Consider the following 19,825-nt stretch of genomic DNA (forward strand, 5'->3'; position numbering starts at 1 on the left):
TGGTTTTTACCTAAAAGCTCACTATGAGGTGGTAGATTTGATTCGGACACTCTAGATAAGAGATAATTCTCAAAACTGGAGTGCATTATGAATGCTAGAAAAAAATATTCAAAAGAATTTAAGTTAGACGCTATCAGCCTAGTGGTTGATCAGAAGTTCAGTCGAGCTGAAGCGGCAAGAAGCTTGGAGATTAATCCAAATCTGATTACCCGTTGGATGAAAGAACACGAACAAGATAATGATGGTCAGGCGTTTCGTGGTAATGGCAAGCTGACGCCAGAGCAAGAAGAAATTAGGCAACTGAGAGCAAAGGTTCGCCAGCTTGAAATGGACAAAAACATTTTAAAGGAAGCAACGGTCTTTTTTGCCAAAGAAATGAAGTAAAGTACCGCTTCATTGCCCAAAATAAGAAGACCTATCCCGTTGACAGAATGTGTCAATTGTTAGGGGTGAAGCGCAGCGGCTTTTACCGTTGGGCGAAGATAGAACAAGAAATAGACCCTACTCATGCTGATATGATCGAGTGGGTGAAAAAGATAGCTGTCGCTAGTGATAACACGTATGGCAGCCGCAGAATGAAGCATGCCCTGAATTGTTTAGGCTATCCAGTGAGTCGCCAAAAGGCGAAGAAGCTAATGCTTGAAGCCAAGGTGTGGGTTCGTTATCGCAAGAAATATAAGGTGACAACAGACAGTAACCATAACAAGCCGTTGTTTGATAATGTGCTCAATCGTGAGTTTACTGTGGATGCGCCTAACAAAGCGTATGTTTCTGATATTACTTACATATGGACGCGAGAAGGTTGGTTGTACTTAGCCATCGTGATTGATTTGTACTCGCGTAAAATCGTTGGTTGGAGCATGAGCTCAAGGATGAAAGCAAAGCTGGTAATTGACGCGCTGAGAATGGCAATATGGCAGCGAAAACCAGAGAAAGGATTAATTGTGCATACCGACCGTGGCTCGCAATATGCCAGTCACGAGTATCGTAAATTACTTAACGCTCATGGCCTAGTTGGCAGCATGAGCAGAAAAGGCGATTGTTGGGATAATGCCGTTGCTGAAAGTTTCTTCGGCAGCTTGAAAAACGAACGGGTTCATTGGCGAAACTACCAAACTCGATACGAAGCACAACAGGATATCTTGAATTACATCACGATGTTCTATAACAGCTATAGACTGCATTCATATCTGGGGTATCAAAGCCCAAATCAGTATGAGCAGGAAATGGTAAAACTACAAAAAGTTGCTTAACTGGGTTGTCCGAAATATGTTGACCACGTCACTAGGCTTTAAAGTCACTAGAAGCTCTCCGTTTCCCATCCATTTGGTTAGTTTACCTGGAAGAAATTTACTTTTTTTTCCTTCGGCAAAAACTCCGCAAAACCCCGATGATGAAAATGGGCATTGATTCGGCTCGGTGACATTTTGAAAGATTATTATCGTATCTTTATCTCCTTCGTTCCACCACATTTCTTTTAAATTTTGGTAAGCCTCAATATTGGTTTTAGGATTGTAATATATGCGATGTAATTCCAAAGAGGTTGACATGGTATTAAAGAATCTCTCTTTGGTCATTCCCGCATGAGTGTCACTTTCTATGTTTTTCATTCTTGTTACGCAGCCTGACAAGAAAAGCAATATAAGCCCCATAAAGAAAAGTCTCTCAACTAATTTTTTCATTTTATTATATTCCAGTTCATAATCCTTTTTTCTAAAAAACCTCTGGTAAACCTCTGCAGGTTTGTGCAGAGCCTCAGATAGTCTGCTTAATCAACACATCCATTATGTGCTTTAAATCCTCTCAATCCGCATCGCCTAAAATTCATCACTATTTTAGTGGAATAATAATTAGCGAAAACCTTGAATGTGAAAGTAACTTTTAATGATTAGCTCCTAAACTAAATGGTGCTTATTTAAATTGCCGCACTCTTAGAGCTCATCAGTTCTGTTACGCAAATAATTGGTGGGGTATCATTTTTTCTTGCGTAATGTGACAGGTTTTCTATTAATGCTTCATATATTTTTTTATTGGAACGATTTATTGTTTTTTCATTCTTATCTAAATAAAGTGAGTGCTTCATTATGTCGGGATGGTTAGAAATGACTACTTTTTTCTTGTTATCGGTGGCTGTATTGTTATTAACAAATTCTAAAAGCCCTTTCAGGTGAAAAATATACTCTTCAACGTTATTCTTTTCTAATAGCGATATAAAGTATTTATCACCATATTCAGCGTACATGCATTGCCCTGATGCAACATAATCGGAAAACCTTTCATATGCCTTTTGCAATCTTGCTCTTTCTTTAGGTCCAACCTCATTACCTGAACCAACTCTTATCTTTATGTTAGGGAAAAAAGCGGGAGTTTTCTTTCTTCTTTCTGAACCGCTTTTTTTCTTTGTTGAAAACATAGTTGCAACCATAGCAGCATCTTTGCTTAAACCTGCGCCTCGAAATAGTAACTCCTTTTGCTCTTCTTTATAGCTCTCCGCCATATAGTTACGCGTTAACTCTTCAAGATTATTTAGTGCTCCATGATAAGAAAAATAACAGCTGCGTAACGCTTGAAGCTCATTAATTGTTGTTTGTGATTGTTGATTCGAGTTAATTAACTCAAGTATTTTACGTGCACGTTCAGAAAAATTATTTCTAGCGGTTAAGAAGTATTTTCTAGCGTTTCTTTTTTTTATGATTTTTTGATAATAAGAAGGATATGTAGACAAAACTTTTCTGAGTTTTTTGTATGATTTTTTTGCTTTTTTATTTTCAGTGATAATTTGATTGTCAGAGTTAATGAAAGGAGTGATGCACGCGTTATGCTGCTCGATTAGTATTTTTTCGTTTCGCCATATTCCAGCCTGTGTTCTTTCTTCTTCCAGTTTAAATAGTTTGTAATCCAAATTGTACCCAAATTTTACAACCACGTTATTCTTTAATTTGATTTTATCTTTTGCATGCGCATCAAAGATAAACAAAGATAACAAAACTACCAGAGTAGTATAAAATTTCATGTTTACACCTTGTGATTAAATCTGTTTTTCTTACCATCATAATCAGTAATAAGCTAAATCTATCGTAATTGTTATTTTAATTTATTAAAGCTTGTTTGTAACATTATCAGTCTGTATTTGCTTTGTCTCTAAGACTTTTTCTTACAAGCCCTCTAGCAAGTCTATCAAGCTACACAGCCTAAACAGCCAATCCATCTCTACCCCGTACCCTTCAGAGTCATTCTAAGCCCCAATAAAATCACTAAGTAATTACGTTTATTAATGGAGTTTCGAGGCTGCACAGACCTATACAGAGGCTCTGGTAAGCTGCTTAGTCTACATATACATTTGATGGTTATCAGTTGGAAGTGGTGGGGCTAATTAGGCTTCAAAGTCTGTTCAGGTAAGGGTGAGCAGGTTGTTGAGTGGATGATTAGGCTGCGAAGTCAGTGTGGAAGAAACTGTGGAAGAGAATACGCATCTTGAGTGTGAACTAAGCTCGTGATAGTGTTGATTTTACTAACCTGCAGGCTAAATAAGACTCCTTAGCGGTGTATCGACATTTCTCGGGTGCGCCATTTCTTTAAATGTGTTCTATCATGTCATTATAAATATCTAGATCTAGCCTAACCTTTACTCACACTTATCATCTGCAAGAAAGAAAATACAAAAAAGTATTTAGCATAAATCATTGATATAAAATACTTTCCCACCATTCATGGCGTGAATTATCAGTATCACGCGCCTAACCTATGGGCATTGATGTGTTTTTTACTTATAATCATACAGTTAATCATTAATGGATTTAAAAAAGGCGTTACAAACGATGAGTTACTATTCTGAATATTTGAAAGAAATTGAAGTTCGTAAAAATGAACTTGGTCTTCACCCAAAACCGATCGACAGCGCTGAATTGTTGTCAGAAATCATTGAACAAATCAAAGACACGGGTAATGAACACCGCGAAGGGTCACTGAATTTCTTTATCTATAACACCTTGCCAGGCACAACTCCTGCCGCAGTTGTAAAAGCCGCATTTTTAAAAGAGATTGTGTTAGGTGACAGTGTTGTCGCTGAGATTACGCCTGAATTTGCACTTGAACTACTTTCTCATATGAAAGGCGGCCCTTCAGTAGAAGTATTACTTGATGTGGCTTTATCAGATCATACACAAGCCGCTGCTGCGGGTGACATTTTGAAATCTCAAGTATTCCTTTATGATGCTGATACTGCTCGTCTAGAACAGTCTTATAAAGCAGGTAACGCTATCGCTAAAGATATTTTGGCAAGCTATGCTAACGCTGAGTTCTTTACCAAACTTGATGATATTCCTGAGCAAGTCAAAGTCGTTACCTATATTGCAGCTGAAGGTGATATTTCAACCGACCTTCTTTCGCCAGGTAACCAGTCGCACTCACGAGCAGACCGTGAATTACATGGCTTATGCATGATTTCTCCGGAAGCTCAAAAAGAAATCAAAGAATTACAAGCGGCTCACCCTGATGCCAAAGTTATGCTTATTGCAGAAAAAGGCACTATGGGTGTAGGTTCATCACGTATGTCGGGTGTAAATAACGTGGCATTATGGGCTGGTGAAGAAACTTCTCCATACATCCCATTTGTAAATAATAAACCTGTTGTTGCAGGAACAAATGGTATTGCACCTATCTTCTTAACAACAGTTGGCGTTACTGGCGGTATTGGTCTAGATCTGAAAAACTGGGTCAAAAAAGTCGACGATAATGGTGATGTGGTACGTGATGAAAATGGCGATCCAGTACTTGAGCAAGCCTATTCAGTTGCGACAGGTACTGTATTAACAATTGATACCAAAGCGAAGAAGCTTTACAACGGTGACGAAGAGCTTGTTGATGTTTCTGATGCGTTTACACCTCAGAAAGTCGAGTTCATGAAAGCGGGTGGTTCATATGCAGTTGTTTTTGGTAAGAAGTTACAAACCTTTGCTGCAGAAACATTAGGTATTGAAGCGCCGGTTGTTTACGCGCCTTCAAAAGAAACTTCTATCGAAGGTCAAGGCTTAACCGCAGTTGAAAAAATCTTTAACCGTAATGCAGTAGGTGTAGCGTCTGAAACTCCTCTTCATAGCGGTTCAGACGTTCGTGTCAAGGTGAATATCGTTGGTTCTCAGGATACAACTGGGCCGATGACATGCCAAGAATTAGAAGCGATGGCTGCTTCTAAGATCTCACCAAGCGTGGATGGTGCATTCCAATCAGGTTGTCATACTGCATCAGTGTGGGATAACAAAGCGAAAGCGAATACACCTAAGTTAATGGCCTTTATGAATGCTTTTGGTGTTATCACTGCACGTGATCCTAAACACGTTTATCATTCAATGACAGACGTTATTCACAAAGTATTAAACGATATTACTGTGGATGATCGCGCTATCATCATCGGCGGTGACTCACACACTCGTATGTCTAAAGGCGTTGCTTTTGGTGCTGACTCGGGTACGGTTGCGCTTGCATTAGCAACAGGTGAAGCAGCAATGCCTATCCCTGAATCAGTCAAAGTTACCTTTAAAGGTAGTATGCAGCCACATATGGATTTCCGTGACATTGTTCATGCGACTCAAGCACAAATGTTAAAGCAATTTGGTGGTGAAAACGTCTTCCAAGGCCGTGTAATTGAAGTCCAAATTGGGACCCTTTTAGCTGACCAAGCCTTTACATTCACAGATTGGACCGCTGAAATGAAAGCGAAAGCGTCTATCTGTATCTCGACTAATGAAACCTTAATTGCATCATTAGAGCTAGCTAAATCACGTATCCAAATCATGATCGATAAAGGTATGGATAATGAAGCAAATATGTTGCAAGGTCTGATTGACCTAGCCGATAAGCGTATCGCTGAAGTTAAGTCAGGTACAGCTCCTGCACTTGCTCCAGATGACAATGCAAACTACTACGCAGAAGTGGTTGTCGATTTAGACACAATCGTAGAACCAATGATTGCCGATCCAGATGTCAACAACGATGATATTTCTAAGCGTTACACTCATGATGTGATCCGTCCTGCTTCTTATTATGACGGTCGTAAAGTTGACTTAGGTTTTGTGGGTTCTTGTATGGTGCATAAAGGTGATATGAAGATCATTGCAGCCATGCTACGTAACCTAGAAACAAAAGGTACTATCAGCTTTAAAGCCCCTCTAGTCGTCGCTCCACCGACGTATAACATCGTTGATGAGTTAAAAGCGGAAGGTGACTGGGATATCTTGAAAAAATATGCTGGTTTCGAATTTTCAGACGAGAATCCAAAAGAAGCTGCACGTACTAAATATGAGAATATCTTATATTTAGAGCGTCCGGGATGTAACTTATGTATGGGGAACCAAGAAAAAGCGGAACCAGGTGATACTGTTCTTGCGACTTCTACACGTTTATTCCAAGGTCGTGTTGTTGAAGATAGCTCTGAGAAGAAAGGTGAATCTCTATTAGGTTCAACACCAATGGTTGTTCTTTCTAGTATCCTAGGCCGTTTCCCAACGTTGCAAGAGTATCAAGAAGCTGTTGCTGGGATTGATTTGACCACGTTCCAACCGCCACAAGAAGATTTGGCAATAGCTGGTTCTGACATCATTCCTGCGGTACGTGTATAGTCACTAAAGGCTATACGTTAAAGAACTAAAAGCCAATGAGTGTCATGCTCATTGGCTTTTTTGTGCCTGTTATAAAATGCGTGTCACAAGCAGTGACGGGATGACTTATAAACTAGCTTAAATACTCATATAAGCTGTTATAATGACAAAACAATTTACTCAAACATGAATCAAAATAGAGGTCAGATGAAATTCATAGTTATAGGTATCATCGCTGTTTTTATTATCTTTTTTATGTATAACAACGCAAAGAACAAGAAATTAGCGGCAGAAAATAACGCTATCGGCGAGCAATTTTTGTTAGCTAATAAAGCAAAAGATAACATTCAAACCACAGCATCTGGTTTACAATATGAAGTACTCAATCAAGGTGATGGCACAAGGCATCCTAGTGCAACGGATACTGTGAAAGTACATTATCATGGTACATTATTAGATTGTGTGGTATTTGATAGTTCCGTTGACCGTGGTACACCGATTAGCTTTCCATTGAATCGTGTGATCAAGGGGTGGACTGAAGGCGTGCAGTTAATGAAAGTAGGGGATAAATACCGCTTCTTTATTCCTGAAAATCTAGCATACGGCAACAGCGCTACTGGCAGTATTACGCCCGGTTCGACACTAATTTTTGAAGTAGAATTACTCGATATCGAATAAGTACCTTGCCCCATGTCAATACGTAACAAAGAATGTATTTAATTGAAGATGCTACGCCTGCTGAGAAATACAAAGCCATTTTGGGTGTGGTAAAACGAGTACCCAAGGGCTGTGTTGCGACTTATAGTCAGATTGCAGATATTGCGGGGCTGCCGGGTCGAGCTAGAATGGTAGGCAAAGCCCTCGGTGCTACCTTTGCTAGCAGCGAAATTCCTTGGTTTCGAGTTCTTCGTGCGGATGGTCGCATTGCATTTGGGGCTGATACACATATTGGGAAAGAACAAGCGATGCATCTTAGCAATGAAACTATTGAAGTGAAAAATATGAGGGTTAATCTAAAGTTATATCAGTGGCGTCCAGAGTCATTGTGGGGCGATTCAACCGATTAACGTATGACTGCCCCACACTGAGATGTTACTAACAATCTGACTAAATACTACTGCGCCTCAGGATTGATCCGTAAGCTGGAATTGAAGCGCACCTGACCTCTTAGTACCGCGTTCGTAGCGGATTCACAGTTTTGTACAAAGTCCACTGACAGTTGCGAGAGCACTCCCTGAGCGTCATAAGCAATTTCTAAAATTTCAAAACTGGATGATGATGTGTTACAGCCGCGTCCATCACCAGAAAAATCAAACCCAGCAACACCTGGTGGTTGAAACGGCCAACGTCTCGCTTCTTCATAAACACCAATTGCTAACGGGCCATCATCAGGACTTTGAATATGCATAGACCAATAGCCATCGATTCCATCATAGTTTAAGACGAGCTCATTTGGAGAAGTATTCGTAGCGTCGGTATTAAAACCTACGGCGCGATCCATGAACCACATTTGACCTTGACCTATGTAATCACCCACATCACTATCCAAACTAATGTAAGAGGCTGGAGTAGACTGGTGTGATAGCGTAATTTGTGTTTGTGCCATTCGACCACTTTCATTACTCACGGTTAAACGGATTTCGATATCATCAGTCACTGAATTGGCGACATTGTTCGGGATGCTTATTGACGTAATTGCTGCGGTTACATCCGTAAACACGATACCGACATCGCTAATTTCTTCCCAAAGATAATTGATTTGAGTCCCTTGATTGATTTCACTTTCTGAGGCATCAAGGATAGGATAATCATTTTGACGATAAGCCCGTGATGATGCGGTTAATTTGGGGATCACTGCATCACTGGTCATAAATTCGTAGAAAAAGTTGTAAGCGCTTGTACCAAATTCATCGACCATTGAGAAGCTTGATATGGTGTAATTAGTCGCAGGTAATAAAGGTCGCGTCGGTGTTAAGGTAACTAGTCCACCGTCAATGCTGATAGTAGCAGGCACATTATCTTGTATAAATGAACCCGAGCGGAACTGTATTTCTGTTTCTAGTATGCGCGCAATAGGGCGATTCATCGCGAACCTCACTAGCGGTGCATCGATATCTGAGAATACTAAGAAATTATCAATCACACCTAAATTTTGGAAATTGTCAACGCGATATTCACTGAGGAAACTGTCTTTGCCATCAAGAGAAAAAAGTGTCCCTTCCAGGATATTATTCCAACGTTGTTTATATTCAATACCATCGATAACGAGATTAAAATTATCAGAATCAATGACATTGTTCGGTGTAAACCCAAATACTTCATTAGAATCTTTATCGGTCATTCTAATTTCACCTATATTCGGGTATTCATTAAAGAAACCAGAGATAGGCGTAATGGTATCAACGGTAAAGCTTGCATTAGTCAGAGGCTCAAATAGTTCAGCATCGACAGTGATACTGTAACGACCAGTTCGCAAATCTTGCGACTTGACTACGTCCAATTGTGAGATTTGAAGAAACGGCACGTTTAATAAACTAAACGTCAGCGTCTGTGGAGTATTTGCAGTGTAATTACGTGTGGTATTTGTCTCAGACAAGGTAAATTCGATGATGTTATCAACGGTAATCGTTGCTGCGCTATCATAACGGTCAGAGATGACTAAGTCGTCAAGATTGAGCGTCCCTGCGATAGTTTTATCTCCAACCGATGCTAGCGTGATGTTAATCGTTAATGAGCCTTGGACATATGCATCCAGCACCGATGACAAACAATCTTCATAATCCACTCTAAGGGAGTCGCCGGTACTGACCAAACCATTACTATCAGTATCGTTGTGAGTGATAGTTTCTAAACCCCCATTGTAACAAACCACCCGATTTTCATCGTTTATTTGGGTAATGTTATTGATACTTTGACGCGCTAACTCTGTGAGTTGTAGATAACTTTCTTTGGCTGAAAATACTGCCGTTGTGTATAACTCCGCATTATCTTCAAAGGTGTTTTTGCTCTCTACGTAGATGTCATAAGCAATCATATCCCGTGGTGTCATTACCATCCGATGCAACAACACCAAATAAAGACATATTCTGCGCCATTACCAAAAACACCCAGGGGTTTGAAATGTGAGTTGATTACCGTTGACAGTATGCTCTACTGGTTTGCCATCTAACTGTTGCCATGTATAGGTGACATTACCAGTTAAGCTTGTTTCTGCAGTCAAAGTCACGGCAGTTTTTTCTAATATACTCCCTTGTGGTCCGGTAATGTCTACGGTAGGTGCCGGAGGAGGTGTTGTCGTTGGTGGTGGAGTGCTAGGTGTAGAACTGCTTCCGCCACCGCCACCACATGCAGTTAATACACAACAAACTAATAATAATACTAAGTGATTGATTTGCACAGTGGATATCTATTTCTATATAATTTGGATAATTATTATTATAACAAATATTCTCATTCAAAAGTGAGTATGAGGTAGCATAAATGATGATGAACAGGGTTAATTAGCACTTAACCCTTGCTTGTATAATGCTAATGCTTCATCTGAATTAGCTTGTTGGGCTTTAATTTCAGCAAGTAACAATATGTCTTCTTGATGATTATCCAACTCTAACGCTTGATTAAGTGCTTTCTCTGCTAAGATTGCATTGCCTGAGTGAAAAGCAACGTGAGCAAGTGTTGAATATAACACTGCATTTTTATTATCTTTCTTGATCCATTTTTCTAATAGTTTAATCGCCGCAGTTGGTTTGGGTAACTGCAATAATTTGAATAACGGCAGTAAGGTTATTTCGGGCCCTGATTTTTGTGCGGTAACCAGTGCTTTTTCAGCTTCTTGGTGCATCCCTTGAGCAATCAATTGTTCAATGTAAGCTTTTTGATGCGGGATCTCTTTTTTATAGCCACGGGGGAGTTTTTGCCATTCTTGCATCAGTTCATTGGCACCATCTCTATTGGCAATCTCAGCGAAGTCGGCTTTCGATGCTAGTTCAGCCCAATAAGGATAGCGTTGACCTAATGGCTTTTTCCAGCCACTTTCTAACCGTTCACGTAGTGCGTGCCACTCGCCAGCCGCAGCTAATGCACTCGCCCAGGTCTCGATGACATTGGGTTTTTGTTTTTGCTGAATAGACAAAGAATCAATAATGCTGAGTGCTTGCTTACCATGATTTTGAGTAATTTCAAAACGCGCCATATTGAGTTTAGCTGCAAGCTCACTGCCCTTGATTGCTGCTGCTTGCTCCCAATACTGCATCGCTTTTACTTGATGACCTAGTTTGGCTTCAACGTCTGCCAACGCTAATAAATTGATACCGTCAAAATCGGCTTTAGTCGTCTTACTTAGCCATTTCTGAGCATGATTTAAATCTCCTTCTGCTAACGCTTGCATTCCAGAGGTATAAAAACGTTGACGACGACGCTCTCCCCAGCTTCCGAGCCAATGATGTGATCCTGAGATCGCTCCCACTATTCGTTTAACAGCCCATTCAAGTATCAGAAAGCCGATAACAGCGATAAAGACCATGATCCCTAAGCTAATGACGCTCATTTCAATCGTGGTGTGCTTTAGAGCAATCAGCACATAGCCTTTTTCACCGACTAAATTAGGCCCTATCATCAGCCCGGCTACTAAAAATACTAATAACAATAGTACTCTGATCATGATTATTGGCCCCCTGCGAAGAGGGTCTGGATACGCTGTTCGATAATTTCAGCTAATGGTTGCTGGGCATCTAGTTGGCTTGGCAATTTTCTAGAAGTATCGATTAAAATCAGTTGCTGGAGTGAATCTATATATGCTTCGACTCCTACATTATCTAATTGATAATGGGTAATCACAATATCTAGACTTTGTTGAAGTGCCTGTTGATATAATGTTGTTTGATGATTTAGAACTGCTTGTTGAGCATTTAATAACGCGAACTTGAGCTGCTCGCGTGCAAGCCATTGCTGCTTTGTTGAAATAAATGGCGTGATTTCTGCGCTGCGTTTTTCAACTGAGATAAAATCATCAACAATTGCATTCCAGCTTGATTTTAAGTTAGCCTGCCAATCTGTGACATCATCACTGAGTTCAGTCTTGGTTTCAGCCATCTCTGCCTCTGGCAGTTTTAATGTTTCTAGCGGTAAATTGTCGACTTGTGCAATAAGCGCTGAAACTGACAATGCGATCGATTCGGTAGAGACTTGATTCACTTGCTGTAAAGTTTGGATATCTTTAGCTAAAAGGGCACGAATTGGAAGTAATGATGCATCGGCAAGGTCTGTGATTCTTACATCAGCAGATTTAAGTAACATAATTGCACTTTTAACATCCCCTTCTAACCATAATTTCTTGCCTGCTAATTTAACTAAATAATCAGCTTCAGCTAATAACCAATCTGCTGGACGACGGCCAGAGACATCGGCAATGCGTTTAGCAAGTCCTTCATTTTTTAATGCATTTAAATTTACACGTTGTGCTAAATCATCTAAGTTTTTAATCTGTTGTATCGAGGTATCAGTTAATTCTGATAATAATGTTTGCTGTTCAATATTCTGCGTTTCAGTTGCTACGAGTGTCGATGATAGTTGTGATAAGTCCGCATTTATAACTCTCACAGCGTTTTCTAATGCGATGATTTTAGGGTTCGGTTGCGTTTCTTGGTTTTGTTGTTGCATCCAATACCAATAGCCAGCTGCTGCGAGTGACAGAATTAATATGAGGTTAAAGAAGCCTAAAAACCATACGCCTTTATGTCCACTCCCTTTAGTATCATGAGAGGTGTCGGATGGTACCGCCGTTTTCGTCGTTTCAGGCTCATTTTGAGAGCGCTCAACTACCGTCGCTTCTATAATATCGTTATCTGATGCCCCAGATGAATTTTCAGGGGTATCATTAATTGCGTTATTATCTGCTTGGTCCTTCGCATCGGCTGCCATGCTTTACTCCATTAATTGATTTATATGCGCTATTAGTGCCGCGTCATCCGCACTTTGTGAGATAGAAATTTGTTGATTCGGTATCCCTAGCTTTAAAGCATACTGCGCTATTCTAGGACTCACTACTACCCATTTTAGTTCAGTTAGCCAAGAATGTGGATAAATATCAAAGGCTAATTGTAATTGTTCGTTACTCGTTGCAGTTATACCTGTTATATCAGTAACTTGCCACGCTTGTGTGCTCACAGGGTTATTCAGCGTTATACGTTCATATACAGTACATTCGGACACTACCGCACCACGCTCGCTTAGCGTATCACGCAAAGTTTCACGTCCCCCTAAGCCTTTGACAATGACAATGCGTTGCTCCGTCACATCTGATAATGACGGTAGAGATAATATCCCTTCACTCGTTTGCTGGTGTGCCAATGGCATCATTAGCTGATGGTTATTACACCAGAAAGGATATTGATGTGTCCATTGTGCTAAAGTCTGAAATGTCGATTTCCCAACGGCATACACATACGTATGACTGGATAAGTCGGGCATAAACGGCAAAGCAAATTGGGCGGCCATCTTACTAGTGAAAATGACGTTATCAACGTGGTGGAAGTTAACAAGATGGACCTGCTCTGCAATATCATCTCTAGGCAAGATTGTTTGGAGCGCTAGGCCAATCGAAGGTATTCCTGCTTGTTCAAACGCGTGCTGTGAAGAATCAATCTTATGTTCAGGTCGCAGCACTAACCACATTTGATATTAACCTAGTTCAACGGCAGCAAGAATATCCGCTGCACCTTGCTCTATAAGTTGTGAAGCGATGTGTTGACCGAGTTGGATAGCTTGTTGAATATGGACTTCTTCAATTTGTTCCAGTGGGCTATTGAGTGTCACAGAGGTATCTGTGATGTCATTCATCATTTCTTCCGCAGTTTTAGCTAATATAACGCTTCCATCTGATTCAAGTAACACACTGCCGTCAACGGTTGCCACTAACCCTTTTAAATATAATTCACGATAACCATCTTGACTGGTCTCTAGGGTAGCAAAACTCCCAATAGGTACCTGGCAACCTCCTTGAAGCTTGGCGTTCATTGCGCGCTCTGCCATCACACGGATGGTGGTTTCTGGGCAAGCTAAACATTGTAATACATCAATCAGTGCTAAATTATCATCCCGACACTCGATACCCACTGCCCCTTGACCTACGGCAGGTAAACTGGTGAGCGGATCAATCTCTGAGCGGATACGATCATGCATTTTTAGTCGAATCAAACCGGCACAAGCCAGAATAATGGCATCATATTCACCGGCATCAAGTTTGGCTAAGCGGGTGTTGACATTGCCCCTTAAATCTTTGATTGTTAAATCAGGACGACGGGCGCGCAGTTGCGCTTGGCGACGTAATGAGCTGGTTCCAACTACGGCACCTTTGGGTAAACTATCTATATCATCATAAGTATTTGACACGAACGCATCAAAAGGGTTTTCGCGAGGACAGATGGCGTGCAAACCAAACCCTTCAGGAAACTCAACCGGCACATCTTTCATAGAATGCACTGCGATATCTGCTCGGCCTTCTTGCATTGCTACTTCAAGTTCTTTTATGAATAAACCTTTGCCACCCACTTTAGCTAGAGGGGTATCTAGAATTCGGTCGCCCTTAGTGCTCATTGGCACCAAATTGACGCTCATGTCAGGGTAGTGTGCCTTTAATTGGGCTTGAACATATTCAGCTTGCCACATAGCGAGTGGACTCTTGCGGGTAGCGATATTAATAGTGGAGATTGATGTACTCATTAAAATTGCGTTTCCGTTGCATGATAGTGATTAATAGAAATGACCAAATTTAGCTTATGGCGCTAGTACTTTTTGTAACCATTGACTGATGTGACCGACTTCTTCAGGGCACACATTATGTTGCATAGGGTATTCATGCCATTTGGCGTTATATCCTAATTCATTAACACGCGCAAAAGCGGCCTTACCCATGGTCACAGGAACGACGTCATCATGGCTACCATGAGCGACCATTATCGGCACAATACGAGAAATTTGACTGTGTTCTTTTGCTAATGATTCTGGCTCTGCCATATACGTGGATAAACACATGATCCCAGCAAGGGCTTCCTCTAAACGTAAGCCTAAGTGATAGGCAATAACACCGCCTTGAGAAAAACCGGCTAACACGATATCACGTGCAGGAATACCAGATGCAATTTCAGCATCGATAAGCGCTTTGACCTGTTCTGCCGACTCGAGCACACCTGGCATATCAGCGCGCGAGTTAAAATCCATACTTTTAATGTCATACCAAGCACGCATGAGCATGCCATTATTAATGGTCACCGCTCGGTTAGGCGCATGAGGGAAAATAAACTTTACGCCTAATTCATCAGGGATATTTAACGCAGGGACGATAGGTGCAAAGCCATTGCCTGAATCACCCAGTCCATGTAACCAAATAACAGTTGCGCGATGCTCGCTTTTCGCCTCAACGACGACACTAGGTAATAAATCACTCATGAGTTAGCTTAAACCTAACGCAACAGGTTGTTCCGCCTGTACTGTCATTGCTGCATCTAAGAATGCCCAAAATTCACCAGCGCCGCGTTCATCAATCCACAAACCGTCTTCATAATTAAAGTGATGACCATTAAATTTGGTTGCAACCCATAATTGAAGTAACGGCTCTTGTTTGTTTAACACCATTTTTGAGCCATTTTCAAACGTTAATGTCAGGATACCTTCGGCACTTTCTGTATCAATATCAACAGGGTATTCGTCGAGCACTTCTTCGATGGATAAAAGTAATTGGTCGACTAGTTCATGGTATTGGCTTTCTGTAATTTGTGCTGTCATGCGAAGATACCTTTTATAAAATGCGGAAAATCCGGAATTGGTTAATGTTACCATTGTTTGTATAATGCAATCTATTGCCTCGGGTCAAAAATACTAGGAATTCACCATGACAGACGTAAATTTACCCCCACCCAAGCATTTGGGTCACTTGTTTGTAGTCTCAGCACCCTCAGGTGCGGGTAAATCGAGTTTAATCAAAGCATTATTGGCACAATATAGCTCTCAGGCGAATCCGCTCAAAGTGTCAGTATCCCACACTACCAGACAGCCACGAACGGGCGAAAGTGATGGTGAACATTATCATTTTGTCGATCACAGCCAGTTTGAAGCCCTCATTGAACAAGGTGCCTTTTTTGAATATGCCAAAGTATTTGATCATTATTATGGTACCTCTCGGTTAGCAATTGAAAATACGTTAGAGCAGGGTGTTGATGTATTCCTTGATATTGATTGGCAGGGTGCGCGTCAGGTCAAAGCACAATATCCTCAAGCGCATTTAGTGTTTATTCTGCCGCCAAGTGTGAGTGAGCTAGAGCGTCGTTTAATTGGTCGCGGACAAGATTCAGATGAGGTGATTGCTCGTCGGATGCGGGATGCGAAAGCTGAAATGTCACATGTTGATGAATTTGACTATGTACTTATCAATGATGATTTTGAGCAGACATTGCAGGCATTTCATGCGATTGTATTGGATAAACGTCAAGCATTGACCCATCAATCGTTACGCCACGCACAGTTACTGACAGATTTATTGAAAGACTAATTAAAGACTATCACTGGCGGTATAATTGGTGTACAATCTGCGCCCATTTTTTAAAAAATAACCTCACTTTCGGAGAATGTTATGGCTCGCGTAACTGTAGAAGACGCTGTTGAACAAATTGGTAACCGTTTTGATTTAGTGTTAGTTGCTGCTAAACGTGCTCGTCAAATTGCTACTGAAGGTAAAGAACCTATGGTTGACATGGGTAATGATAAGCCAACAGTAGTCGCACTTCGTGAAATCGAACAGCAATTAGTGACTGCCGATTCTTTAGAAGCTGCTGAGATTGCGGAACAGCATCAAGCAGAACAAGCAGAATTTGCATCAGTGGCAAATATTCTTAGCGAATAATCCCCCAAGTACTGGCATCGCAAGTGATTTACACGTATTCTTAGGATAGTGTGATAAACCAATAACTTGTGATGCTACGTGTACTTATTTGAAGGTCTAAAATCCAAAGTCTCCGCTTACCTACCAGATGACAAAGTGCAGCTGGTGCAAGAAGCATTCGTCCTAGCGAATAATGCTCACGATGGGCAAATGCGCTCGAGTGGCGATCCCTACATTACTCATCCTGTCGCAGTAGCGGGCATTTTAGCCGATATGCATTTTGATCATGAAACGCTCATGGCCGCATTATTACATGATGTCATCGAAGATACGCATTATTCTCAAGAAGATTTAGCCGATAATTTTGGTGATGTCGTAGCTGAGCTAGTAGAAGGCGTTTCGAAGCTAGATAAAATTAAATTCTCCAACAAAGAAGAAGCGCAAGTCGAAAACTTTCGTAAGATGATGATGGCGATGGTTCAAGATATCCGCGTTATTTTGATCAAACTCGCTGATCGTACCCATAATATGCGGACATTAGGGGCGCTGCGACCTGACAAACGTCGCCGAATTGCGACTGAAACGCTAGAAATATATGCTCCGATTGCACATCGCCTTGGGATCCATGACATGAAAAATGAATTGGAAAACCTCGGCTTTGAAGCCATGTATCCTATGCGCCATCGTGCGCTTCGTAGTGCGGTAAAACAGGCACGAGGTAATCGTAAAGAGATTATTGATAATATTTTTGGTGAGATCCGTGCACGCCTTGATGAACATGGACTGGGTGCTGTGGTTACCGGTCGCGAAAAACATTTGTATTCGATTTATCGAAAAATGCGCAACAAAGAACTCATGTTCAATGAAGTGATGGACATTTATGCCTTTCGCTTAGTATTTGAATCGATTGATGAGTGTTACCGTGCGTTAGGTGCCATGCATGGGTTATATAAGCCGATTGAAAATCGCTTTAAAGATTATATTGCTATCCCGCGCACCAACGGTTATCAGTCCTTACATACTTCGTTAATCGGCCCGCATGGGATCCCAGTGGAAATTCAAATTCGCACCAAAGATATGGATATTATGGCTGATAAAGGTGTTGCCGCGCATTGGTTATATAAAACACCAGGCGATAAAGATACTTCTTCACAGCTTAAAGCAAGAAAATGGATGCAGTCGTTATTAGAGTTACAACAAAGTGCAAGCTCATCGTTTGAATTCATCGAAAATGTAAAATCAGATTTATTCCCTGATGAGATTTATGTTTTTACGCCTAAGGGCACTATCATCGAATTACCGACTGGTTCATGCGCCGTTGATTTCGCTTATGCTGTTCACTCAGGAGTAGGGAATACGTGTGTCGGGGTAAGAGTTGATCGACGTAATTACTCATTATCAGAACCGTTACAAAATGGACAAACCGTCCAAATTATTACTTCACCTAGGGCAAAACCGAATGCGAATTGGTTGAACTTTGTGGTGAGTGCTAAAGCGCGTGCGAGTATCCGCCAATACTTACGTAAACAACAAACTGAAGATGCTTTAAGCATGGGAACGCGGTTATTACGTCATGCGCTAGGCCACACTAATTTAGATAATATAGCACCTGCAGATATTGCGCGAGTGGTAAAAGAAACAAAGCATACAAGCTTTAATGCATTACTTGAAGATATTGGTTTGGGGAATGAGCTCAGTGCGATTATTGCACGTCGATTGATTGGCGATAGTGAGTCACTGGCCGATACTAAAGTCGATAAAGTCGCTATTAAGGGTACTGAAGGGTTATTAATGCATTATTCAAAATGTTGTTATCCCATCCCTGATGATGAAATTGTTGCGATTTTAAATCCAGGAAAAGGGATGATGATTCATCAACATGGCTGTACCAATATTCGTAAACTGGCGAAAGAAGAGCCCCAACGAGTACTTGCGATGGAGTGGAGTGATAATGTAGAAGGCGACTTTAAAGTCTCTCTACGTGTAGAGCTCATTAATCATCAAGGCACTTTAGCTAGCTTAACTAATACCATCACTATGTGTGATTCAAATATTATTAATCTTGCGACCGACGAGAAAGAGAGCAACGTATATTTTGTTGATATGGAGATCACGACCCGCAATCGTGTTCATTTTGCCGATATTATGCGTAAGATCCGTCATATGGATCAGGTCCAAAAAGTCTCGCGTCATAGTCAAAATAAACATAATTAACCATCATTAGGAAAATTCCCATGACTAAATCTGTCATTCATACAGATAATGCTCCTGCCGCTATCGGCACTTATAACCAAGCCATAAAAGCTGGCAGCACTGTTTATCTTTCTGGTCAAATTCCATTAGTACCTGCTAGTATGGAAATGGTATCAGATGATTTTGCAGAGCAAGCTCATCAAGTATTTAAAAATTTATGTGCCGTATGCGAAGCCGCAGGTGGCGATATTAATGACATGGTCAAAGTGAATATCTTCTTAATCGACTTAAGTCATTTTGCTACAGTGAATGAAATCATGGCGCAATATTTTAACACCCCGTATCCTGCACGAGCAGCAGTGCAGGTTTCTGCATTGCCAAAAGCGGCGCAAATAGAAATTGATGGCGTTATGCAATTACCTGAGTAACGAATGGTATGACCCCGACACGTTTTGAACGCATTAAACAGATGCTCATCCAGCGTCAAACAGATCTTACTGTGCTGATGGAAGAAGTGCATAAACCGCATAATGTGGCTGCATTGATTCGAACTTGTGATGCCGTTGGGATCCATGAAGCTCATGTCGTATGGAATCAAAATTACAGTTTGCGAGTCGGTACCTCTTTAGGTGCGCATCACTGGGTCGGCATGCACGAGCATAGCGATATCGAAAAGGCTATTGCGCATCTTAAAGGTCAAGGTATGCAAGTATTAGTGACCAATTTATCCGATGATGCGGTAGATTTTCGTGAAGTGGATTATACGTTGCCCACTGCGATTATACTGGGGCAGGAAAAGTTTGGCGCTACTAAAAATGCGATTGCGTTAGCAGATAAAGAAATTGTCGTGCCGATGGTAGGCATGACGGTTTCACTCAATGTATCAGTAGCTGCGGCGGTGATTTTGTATGAAGCGCAGCGACAACGTGAAGCCGCTGGGATGTATGAAACGATGACACTACCAGAAGCAGAATGCCAACGTCAGCTCTTTGCTGGCGGTTATCCGCAGTTATACCAGCAGTGCCGTAAATTAGGACTTGTGTTACCCCAGATTAATGATGAAGGTGATATTGAGGCGGATGATGCTTGGTGGCATGCAGTACGACAATCCCCCATAGAAACGTCGGATCCATCAACCTCCTAAAAGGAAAATAGTGTGAGC

19 protein-coding genes are annotated in these 19,825 nt (G+C 41.2%); 9 read left to right on the top strand and 10 right to left on the bottom strand.

Going from position 1 to position 19,825, the window contains the following annotated elements:
- The first annotated feature begins 87 nt into the window (after positions 1-87).
- Positions 88-1,253, top strand: a protein-coding gene (locus G2999_RS04545) for an IS3-like element ISApr1 family transposase (RefSeq protein WP_076611658.1) whose coding sequence is annotated in 2 segments (ribosomal slippage) — positions 88-334 and positions 334-1,253 — 1,167 coding nt in all. Because the reading frame shifts where the segments join, the coding sequence is not laid out codon by codon here.
- On the opposite strand, the gene G2999_RS04550 is transcribed toward G2999_RS04545, so the two are convergent.
- Entirely contained in the window at positions 1,236-1,682 is a 447-nt protein-coding gene (locus G2999_RS04550; RefSeq protein ID WP_010179196.1) for a hypothetical protein, read from the bottom strand. The two genes, G2999_RS04545 and G2999_RS04550, sit on opposite strands and share 18 nt — an antisense overlap.
- A gap of 233 nt (positions 1,683-1,915) precedes the next feature.
- Positions 1,916-3,013 (bottom strand): hypothetical protein, encoded by a 1,098-nt coding sequence (locus G2999_RS04555; RefSeq protein ID WP_010179198.1) that lies wholly within the window; start codon positions 3,011-3,013, stop codon positions 1,916-1,918.
- An 805-nt stretch (positions 3,014-3,818) separates the two neighbouring features.
- Here G2999_RS04555 and G2999_RS04560 point away from each other — a divergent pair.
- The 3 genes from G2999_RS04560 (at position 3,819) to G2999_RS04570 (ending at position 7,663) form a co-directional block, all read left to right on the top strand.
- Positions 3,819-6,617: a bifunctional aconitate hydratase 2/2-methylisocitrate dehydratase gene (locus tag G2999_RS04560; protein WP_010179200.1), complete on the top strand. Its 2,799-nt coding sequence runs from the start codon at positions 3,819-3,821 to the stop codon at positions 6,615-6,617.
- Positions 6,618-6,851: 234 nt separating this feature from the next.
- Positions 6,852-7,274: an FKBP-type peptidyl-prolyl cis-trans isomerase gene (locus tag G2999_RS04565; RefSeq protein WP_369769856.1), complete on the top strand. Its 423-nt coding sequence runs from the start codon at positions 6,852-6,854 to the stop codon at positions 7,272-7,274.
- Positions 7,275-7,306: 32 nt separating this feature from the next.
- A complete protein-coding gene (locus tag G2999_RS04570) occupies positions 7,307-7,663 on the top strand; it encodes an MGMT family protein (protein WP_010179203.1) in 357 nt (118 codons plus the stop codon).
- A gap of 47 nt (positions 7,664-7,710) precedes the next feature.
- Here the strand turns inward: G2999_RS04570 and G2999_RS12605 are convergent, their stop codons facing one another.
- The 8 genes from G2999_RS12605 to cyaY all read right to left on the bottom strand — a co-directional run bounded on the left by G2999_RS12605 (position 7,711) and on the right by cyaY (position 15,365).
- On the bottom strand, positions 7,711-9,645 hold the full coding sequence (locus tag G2999_RS12605) for a hypothetical protein (protein ID WP_156780215.1): 1,935 nt from the start codon (positions 9,643-9,645) through the stop codon (positions 7,711-7,713).
- A gap of 45 nt (positions 9,646-9,690) precedes the next feature.
- The gene (locus tag G2999_RS04580) at positions 9,691-9,993 is read right to left on the bottom strand and encodes a hypothetical protein (protein ID WP_029257382.1); all 303 of its coding nucleotides are present in this window, start codon (positions 9,991-9,993) and stop codon (positions 9,691-9,693) included.
- A gap of 99 nt (positions 9,994-10,092) precedes the next feature.
- Positions 10,093-11,256 (bottom strand): heme biosynthesis HemY N-terminal domain-containing protein, encoded by a 1,164-nt coding sequence (locus G2999_RS04585; protein ID WP_010179209.1) that lies wholly within the window; start codon positions 11,254-11,256, stop codon positions 10,093-10,095.
- Between the two features lie 2 nt (positions 11,257-11,258).
- Positions 11,259-12,515 carry a uroporphyrinogen-III C-methyltransferase gene (locus G2999_RS11860; protein ID WP_010179211.1) on the bottom strand — a complete coding sequence of 419 codons (1,257 nt, stop codon included), beginning with the start codon at positions 12,513-12,515 and terminating at the stop codon, positions 11,259-11,261.
- Between the two features lie 3 nt (positions 12,516-12,518).
- On the bottom strand, positions 12,519-13,268 hold the full coding sequence (locus G2999_RS04595; RefSeq protein WP_010179213.1) for a uroporphyrinogen-III synthase: 750 nt from the start codon (positions 13,266-13,268) through the stop codon (positions 12,519-12,521).
- A 6-nt stretch (positions 13,269-13,274) separates the two neighbouring features.
- The gene (hemC, locus tag G2999_RS04600) at positions 13,275-14,315 is read right to left on the bottom strand and encodes a hydroxymethylbilane synthase (protein WP_029257383.1); all 1,041 of its coding nucleotides are present in this window, start codon (positions 14,313-14,315) and stop codon (positions 13,275-13,277) included.
- Between the two features lie 54 nt (positions 14,316-14,369).
- On the bottom strand, positions 14,370-15,041 hold the full coding sequence (locus tag G2999_RS04605; RefSeq protein ID WP_010179216.1) for an alpha/beta hydrolase: 672 nt from the start codon (positions 15,039-15,041) through the stop codon (positions 14,370-14,372).
- A gap of 3 nt (positions 15,042-15,044) precedes the next feature.
- Positions 15,045-15,365, bottom strand: a complete 321-nt coding sequence (cyaY, locus tag G2999_RS04610) for an iron donor protein CyaY (protein ID WP_029257384.1) — start codon at positions 15,363-15,365, stop codon at positions 15,045-15,047.
- A 118-nt stretch (positions 15,366-15,483) separates the two neighbouring features.
- On the opposite strand from cyaY, the gene gmk reads away from it, so the two are divergent.
- The 5 genes from gmk to trmH all read left to right on the top strand — a co-directional run bounded on the left by gmk (position 15,484) and on the right by trmH (position 19,807).
- The gene (gene gmk, locus G2999_RS04615; RefSeq protein WP_010179220.1) at positions 15,484-16,140 is read left to right on the top strand and encodes a guanylate kinase; all 657 of its coding nucleotides are present in this window, start codon (positions 15,484-15,486) and stop codon (positions 16,138-16,140) included.
- An 81-nt stretch (positions 16,141-16,221) separates the two neighbouring features.
- Positions 16,222-16,491, top strand: a complete 270-nt coding sequence (rpoZ, locus tag G2999_RS04620; RefSeq protein ID WP_010179222.1) for a DNA-directed RNA polymerase subunit omega — start codon at positions 16,222-16,224, stop codon at positions 16,489-16,491.
- A gap of 78 nt (positions 16,492-16,569) precedes the next feature.
- Positions 16,570-18,684, top strand: coding sequence for a bifunctional GTP diphosphokinase/guanosine-3',5'-bis pyrophosphate 3'-pyrophosphohydrolase (gene spoT / locus G2999_RS04625; RefSeq protein ID WP_010179223.1), 2,115 nt, complete (start codon positions 16,570-16,572; stop codon positions 18,682-18,684).
- A 20-nt stretch (positions 18,685-18,704) separates the two neighbouring features.
- Positions 18,705-19,091 (top strand): RidA family protein, encoded by a 387-nt coding sequence (locus G2999_RS04630; protein ID WP_010179225.1) that lies wholly within the window; start codon positions 18,705-18,707, stop codon positions 19,089-19,091.
- Positions 19,092-19,099: 8 nt separating this feature from the next.
- Positions 19,100-19,807 (top strand): tRNA (guanosine(18)-2'-O)-methyltransferase TrmH, encoded by a 708-nt coding sequence (gene trmH / locus G2999_RS04635; RefSeq protein ID WP_010179226.1) that lies wholly within the window; start codon positions 19,100-19,102, stop codon positions 19,805-19,807.
- The last annotated feature ends 18 nt before the right edge of the window (positions 19,808-19,825 follow it).

This window comes from Glaciecola sp. HTCC2999 (genome assembly GCF_000155775.1).
Taxonomy (GTDB): Bacteria; Pseudomonadota; Gammaproteobacteria; order Enterobacterales; family Alteromonadaceae; genus Opacimonas.